Consider the following 6,045-nt stretch of genomic DNA (forward strand, 5'->3'; position numbering starts at 1 on the left):
CGGCGCGGGCGGTGGCACCGCGGGGGCCGCACCGAGGCCGTCGAGCACCTCCCGGGCCAGGTCGTGCACGGGCCGGCCGCCGGCCCGTGCCTCGCGGCGCAGCTGCTCGAACGCCGCGCGCGGCGTCGTCCCGCCGCGGGCGGCCAGGACGCCGATGGCGCGCTCGGTGGACACCCGGGTGGCCAGCGCGTGCTCCAGCTGCGCGACCTGCCGCTGCAGCGCGGCGATCTCCGCCTCGCGGGGGTCCTCCGCCTGGGGGTCGCCGGCGGCGCCCCGGGCGGCCCGGCGGACGTCGCGGCCGGGTTCGGGGCAGGCGCCCAGGTCCTCGGCGATCAGGTCCGCGAGCACCATCGCCTCGACCAGGTCCGGGGCCTGCTCGGTGCCGGCCGGGGTCAGCACCGCCCAGCCCCGCGCCGTGCGCGTCACGACGAAGGCCGGGTCGCCGGCCGCCGTCCGCACCACGTCGTCGGGCGCGAGCGCGCCCACGTGGGTGTCCGCCACCACGACCTCCTCAGCTGTGCGCGACCGACCTGGCCACGCACGCACCCGCCCCCCACAGCCGGTGCCCTCGTGATCATCGCCCGAGGACGGCCGTGGGTGGGGGATCACGCGCCGGTGGACCGCGAGAGCTGGCTCTTGACCTGGTCGATGCTGGGGTTGGTCAGCGCGGTGCCGTCGGCGAAGACGAGCGTGGGCACGGTCTGGTTCCCGCCGTTGGCCTTCATGACCAGCTCGGCGGCGCTCGCGTCGTGCTCGATGTTGACCTCGGCCCACTCGATGCCCTCGCGCTGCATCAGCTTCTTCAGGCGCACGCAGTACCCGCACCAGCTGGTGGTGTACATGGTAACGGGCGCGGTCGGGGCGGTCATGGTGTCGATCCTCCATCAGTCGGTTCCGGTGCACCAGGGAACGCCCGGGCGCCGGGGATGCTTCCCGGGGCTGTCGTACCCGGCTGCCAGACTCGGGTCGTGGCAGTGGGGGAGCGGTCGGGGTCCGGTGGGGTGACCCGGGTCGTGACCGGCGCGGAGGCGGTGCTCGCGGGCCTGGACGACGAGCAGCGCGCGGCGGCCGCCGCGGTGCGCGGCCCGGTCTGCATCCTGGCCGGCGCGGGCACCGGCAAGACCCGCACCATCACCCACCGCATCGCCTACGGGGTGCACACCGGCGTCTACGTCCCCGAGCAGGTCCTCGCCGTCACCTTCACCGCCCGGGCGGCGGGTGAGCTGCGGGGCCGGCTGTCCGGGCTGGGGGTGGGCGGGGTGCAGGCCCGCACCTTCCACGCCGCCGCGCTGCGCCAGCTGCGCTACTTCGCCCCCCGGGTGCTCGGCGGGCCGATGCCCGAGCTGGTGGAGAACAAGCTGCGGGTGGTGGCCGGCGCGGCCAGCCGGCACCGGCTGACGACCGACCGCACCTCCCTGCGCGACCTGGCCGGGGAGATCGAGTGGGCCAAGACCACCCTGGCCACCCCCGACGACTACCCGGCCCGCGCCCGGGCGGCCGGCCGGGAGGCGCCGTTCGAGCCCGCTGCCGTGGCCGCGGTCTACGCCAGCTACGAGCAGGCCAAGCAGCGGGACGGCACCCTGGACTTCGAGGACCTGCTGCTGGTCACCGCCTTCGCCCTCGAGGAGCACCGCGACGTCGCCGCCGAGGTCCGCGGGCAGTACCGGCACTTCGTCGTCGACGAGTACCAGGACGTCAACCCGCTGCAGCAGCGCCTGCTCGACGCCTGGCTCGGCGGCCGGGCCGAGCTGTGCGTGGTCGGCGACCCGCACCAGACCATCTACTCCTTCACCGGCGCCGACCCCGACTACCTGCTGGGGTTCCCCGACCGCTACCCCGACGCCGAGGTGGTGGCGCTGGAGCGCGACTACCGGTCCACCCCCGAGGTCGTGGGGCTGGCCAACCGGCTGATCGGGATGGCACCGCGCCGCACCGGGCTGCCCGCGCTGCGGCTGCGCGGGCAGCGGGCCGCAGGCCCCGAGCCCCGGTTCGTCGAGCACCCCGACGAGCCCACCGAGGCGGCCGCGGTCGCCGCCGCCTGCCGCGCGCTGGTCGACGCCGGTGTGCCGGCGGCCGAGATCGCCGTGCTGTTCCGGATCAACGCCCAGTCCCAGGTCTACGAGTCCGCGCTGGCCGACGTCGGCGTGCCCTACGTGCTCAAGGGCGGGGAGCGGTTCTTCGAGCGGCCCGAGGTCCGCGAGGCGGTGCTGCTGCTGCGCGGCGCCGCCGCCGGGCGGGACGACGGCACCCCGCTGGTCACCGCCGTCCGCGACGTCCTGGCCTCGGTCGGCTGGGCCGAGCACCGGCCTCCGTCCGGCGGCGCCGCCCGCGACCGCTGGCAGTCGCTGTCGGCGCTGGTCGACCTCGCCGTCGACCTCGTCGCCGAGCAGCCGGCGCTGACGGTGGCCGGCTTCGTCGCCCACCTGGCCGAACGCGCCGGCGCCCAGCATGCCCCCACCGTGCAGGGCGTCACCCTGGCGTCGATGCACGCCGCCAAGGGCCTGGAGTGGGACGCGGTCTTCGTCGTCGGCCTGGTCGACGGCGTCGTCCCGATCGCGCAGTCGCTGGCCCGGCCCGAGGCGGTCGAGGAGGAGCGCCGCCTGCTCTACGTGGCCGTCACCCGGGCCCGGGAGCAGCTGACCCTGTCCTGGTCGCTGTCCCGGCAACCCGGGGGCAAGCGCCCGCGGTCCCGCAGCCGGTTCCTGGAGGGCCTGGCCCCCGACACCGGCACCCGGGTCCGCCGTCCCGCGGCGCGCCGGGCCGAGGTGGTCCTCGACGGGGCGGCGGCCGAGCTGTTCGACCGGCTGTGGGCCTGGCGGTCGGCCACCGCGGCGGCGGCCTCGGTGCCGGCCTACGTGGTGCTCGGCGACGCCACGTTGCAGGCCATCGCCGAGACCCGGCCGGGGTCGCTCGGGGAGCTGTCCGCGTTGCCCGGCATCGGCGCGCGCAAGCTGGAGATGTACGGCGCCGACGTGCTCGCCCAGGTCGGTTCCACGACGACCCGTTTATTGCGTTGACCGTCTCCGACGGGACCCCCTAACCTCACCTGCACGCACCCACGGAGGGTCGCAGCCCACCGGCTGCACCCCGAGCCCCGGAAGGAGGGGTCCACGTGATCGGCACCGACATCTCCACGACCCCGTCCTGCACCGGGGTCGTCGTCGTGCGCGGCACCGCTCTGCCCACCGGCTGGGCCCCCGTCCAGGGCGCCGTCGCCGGCGGCACCGCCCGGTTCGGCGCCACCGGTCTGCCGATCGGCACCGCCGTCCGGCTCCGCGTCGGCGCCGCCGCCGAGGGCTTCCCGGTCGCGATGACCGAGCCGGCCCACGACGCCACCGGTGGCACCGCCGCCGTCCAGCTGAACAGCGACACCCCGGGTGACCTGCCTCCGGGAGACCCACCGGGCTAGTCAGCTCGGTCGGTCCCCTCGAGGCCGCGGAACCCGGACAACCGGGATCCGCGGCCTTCTTCGTGCCGTCGATCCCACCGACCTGACCGGTCGGCGGGACCTCCGCCGACCGGAGCACGACGAGGAGAGAGGAACGACCGTGCAGCACACGATCGAGCGACCGGTGTCCGTCCCGCGCGCCGAGCTCGAGCGGGCGGAGCGGACGGCGTTGCCCTGCCGGGTGCAGGACCCCGAGCTGTGGTTCGCGGAGTCGCCGGCGCTGCTGGAGCAGGCCAAGGAGTTCTGCGGGTCCTGCCCGCTGCAGGCCTCCTGCCTGGCCGGCGCGCTGGACCGCGGCGAGCCCTGGGGCGTCTGGGGCGGGCAGATCTTCGACCACGGGGTCGTGATCGCCCGCAAGCGCCCGCGGGGTCGCCCGCGCAAGGTCGCGGCCTGACCCACCACGACACCCACGACGACACCCCGGGAAGGGGGAGAGATGGACCTCCACCACGAGCGGCTGGCCGGCGACCTGTTCCTGGCCCGCGCGCGGCAGGCCGACCTGATGGCCGACGCGGACGCGGCGGCCCGCGCCCGCCGGGTGCTGGCCGCCCGGCGCTGGGCGCGGCGTGCCGAGCGGGCCACCCGGCGCGCCGCCCGCGCCAGCGCCGCCGTCCGGTGACGTCCGCCGGACGGTGATCAGGGGACCTGGTCACCGTCCGGCCGACCACACCGACGTCGGTGTGGACGGCCGCACAGTGACCAGGTCACCTGATCACTGTGGGCGGGCGTGGTCAGTCGGCGAAGCCGGGCAGCCAGCGGGCGATGACCGAGCGGAAGTCGGCCTCGGCGTCGAGCTGGCACAGCACCCCGATGGACCCGATGGTCACCCGGTGGATGAGCAGGTAGGCCGGGGGCAGGTTGAGCTGCCGGCCGAGCCTGCTGGCCTCGCTGCGGGGGTCGCCGATGCGGGTGGCCTGGTCCTGCATCCAGGATCGGGTGAAGTGGAACCGGTCGCTGGCCACCGGCTCCAGCAGGGGGAGCAGGTAGTCCAGCACCGCCTGGGCATCGACCTCGACCGCCGGCTTGACGAAGCCCTCGGCCCGCAGGTCGGCCAGCACGTCCTCGGCCCGCCCCTCCAGCGACCAGCGGACCAGCCGGCCGATCGGTTCGGGGTAGCCGTCGGGCAGCCGGGCCACCGCGCCGAAGTCGATGACCCCGAAGCGGCCGTCGGGCAGCAGCCGGAAGTTGCCCGGGTGCGGGTCGGCGTGCAGCAACCCCGCCCGGCGCGGGCCGGAGAAGTGCAAGGTCGACATCAGCAGCCCGGCCCGGTCGCGCTGCTCCTTGGTGCCGGCGGCGATGACCCGGGAGAGCGGGGTGCCCTCCATCCACTCCGAGACGATGACCTTGGGTGCGCTGGCCACGATCCGGGGGACGGCGATCTGCTCGTCACCGGCGTAGGCGGCGGCGAAGGCACGCTGGGAGTCGGCCTCCATCGAGTAGTCCAGCTCCTCGGCCACCCGGGCCTTGAGCTCGGCGATGAGCGGCTTGACGTCCATCCCGGGGAACAGCACGGCGAACATCCGCGCGAAGCGGGCCAGCTGGTTCAGGTCGGCCATCAGGGCCGACCCCGCGCCGGGGTACTGGATCTTCACCGCCACGTCGCGCCCGTCCCGCCAGGTCGCGCGGTGCACCTGGCCGATGCTGGCCGCGGCGGCAGGGGTGTCGTCGAAGTCGGCGAACCGGGTGCGCCAGGTGCCGCCCAGCTGCTGGGCCAGCACCGCGTGCACGGTGCGCACCGGCATCGGCGGGGCCTCCTCCTGCAGCTTCACCAGCGCCTCGCGGTAGGGCGCGGCGAGTTCCTCGGGCACCGCGGCCTCGAAGACCGAGAGCGTCTGGCCCAGCTTCATCGCCCCGCCCTTGAGCTGGCCCAGCACGGCGAACAGCTGCTCGGCGGTGCGCTGCTGCAGGTCCGCCGACACCTGCTCGGCCGACTGGCCCGACAGCCGCCGACCCAGCCCGAGCGTGGCCCGGCCCGCCGCACCCAGCGGCAGGGAGGCCAGCCGGGCGGTGCGCGACACGCTGCCGCGGGGGATCACCCGTCCGTCGTCGGTCACCCCTCCAGTGTCCCTGGTCGCGCGGCCTCCCGCCGGGACGGCCCCGCCGGCGACGGGCGGCAACCGCACGCCGGGTGGGCCGGCCACCGCCGTCGCCGGGGGAGCAGGTCGGGCGCACGCAGCTCCAGGGTCGCCTCCAGCGCGGCCGGTGCAGCGCTGCCGTCGAGGTGGGCCAGCACCTGCCCGAGCGCGGTGAGGGCGGTGGCCAGGCCGAGCGCGGCCCCGCCGCCGCTGTCGGTCCCGCCCCCGGTGCCGGTGAGCTGTCCGACGAGGCCGGGCCAACCGGCGTCGGCGTCGGTGCGGTGCAGCTGGGCACAGCGCAGGCAGGCGGTGCGGCCGGGGACCACGAGCGGCCCGACGACGCCGACCCGCCCGCGGACGGTGGCCACCAGGTGCGGGCCGCGCACCCCGTGGACGGGCACCGGGTCCAGTGCGGACCAGGGCCGGGTGAGCACCAGCAGGTCGGGGACGGCGGCGGCCGGCAGGGGCCGCAGGTCGACCTCGGGGGCGGCCCGGCGGACGGCGTCGGCCGCGGCCAGGGTG

At 76.3% G+C, this 6,045-nt stretch carries 7 protein-coding genes and 1 pseudogene; 4 read left to right on the forward strand and 4 right to left on the reverse strand.

Annotated elements, in window-relative coordinates; translation table 11 throughout:
• Positions 1–501 (reverse strand): ANTAR domain-containing protein (locus NH342_RS21550; protein ID WP_253018180.1); only part of this gene is annotated, 501 nt, incomplete at its 3' end.
• Between the two features lie 104 nt (positions 502–605).
• Positions 606–869: a mycoredoxin gene (locus NH342_RS21555; RefSeq protein ID WP_253018182.1), complete on the reverse strand. Its 264-nt coding sequence runs from the start codon at positions 867–869 to the stop codon at positions 606–608.
• Between the two features lie 132 nt (positions 870–1,001).
• Here NH342_RS21555 and NH342_RS21560 point away from each other — a divergent pair, with 132 nt between their 5' ends.
• The 4 genes from NH342_RS21560 (at position 1,002) to NH342_RS21575 (ending at position 4,067) form a co-directional block, all read left to right on the forward strand.
• Positions 1,002–3,017 carry an ATP-dependent DNA helicase UvrD2 gene (locus tag NH342_RS21560; RefSeq protein ID WP_308200726.1) on the forward strand — a complete coding sequence of 672 codons (2,016 nt, stop codon included), beginning with the start codon at positions 1,002–1,004 and terminating at the stop codon, positions 3,015–3,017.
• A gap of 95 nt (positions 3,018–3,112) precedes the next feature.
• Positions 3,113–3,409, forward strand: coding sequence for a hypothetical protein (locus tag NH342_RS21565; protein ID WP_253018186.1), 297 nt, complete (start codon positions 3,113–3,115; stop codon positions 3,407–3,409).
• 163 nt (positions 3,410–3,572) lie between these two features.
• A complete protein-coding gene (locus NH342_RS21570; RefSeq protein WP_253018188.1) occupies positions 3,573–3,842 on the forward strand; it encodes a WhiB family transcriptional regulator in 270 nt (89 codons plus the stop codon).
• Between the two features lie 42 nt (positions 3,843–3,884).
• The gene (locus NH342_RS21575) at positions 3,885–4,067 is read left to right on the forward strand and encodes a hypothetical protein (RefSeq protein ID WP_253018190.1); all 183 of its coding nucleotides are present in this window, start codon (positions 3,885–3,887) and stop codon (positions 4,065–4,067) included.
• Between the two features lie 112 nt (positions 4,068–4,179).
• Here NH342_RS21575 and NH342_RS21580 read toward each other — a convergent pair whose 3' ends face one another.
• Both NH342_RS21580 and NH342_RS21585 read right to left on the reverse strand, forming a co-directional pair.
• The gene (locus NH342_RS21580) at positions 4,180–5,502 is read right to left on the reverse strand and encodes an AarF/ABC1/UbiB kinase family protein (RefSeq protein WP_253018192.1); all 1,323 of its coding nucleotides are present in this window, start codon (positions 5,500–5,502) and stop codon (positions 4,180–4,182) included.
• A pseudogene (locus NH342_RS21585) lies at positions 5,499–6,045 on the reverse strand (thiamine biosynthesis protein ThiF); the annotation flags it as partial. The pseudogene NH342_RS21585 and the gene NH342_RS21580, both read right to left, overlap by 4 nt.

The organism is Klenkia sp. PcliD-1-E (genome assembly GCF_024124375.1).
Taxonomy (GTDB): Bacteria; Actinomycetota; Actinomycetes; order Mycobacteriales; family Geodermatophilaceae; genus Klenkia.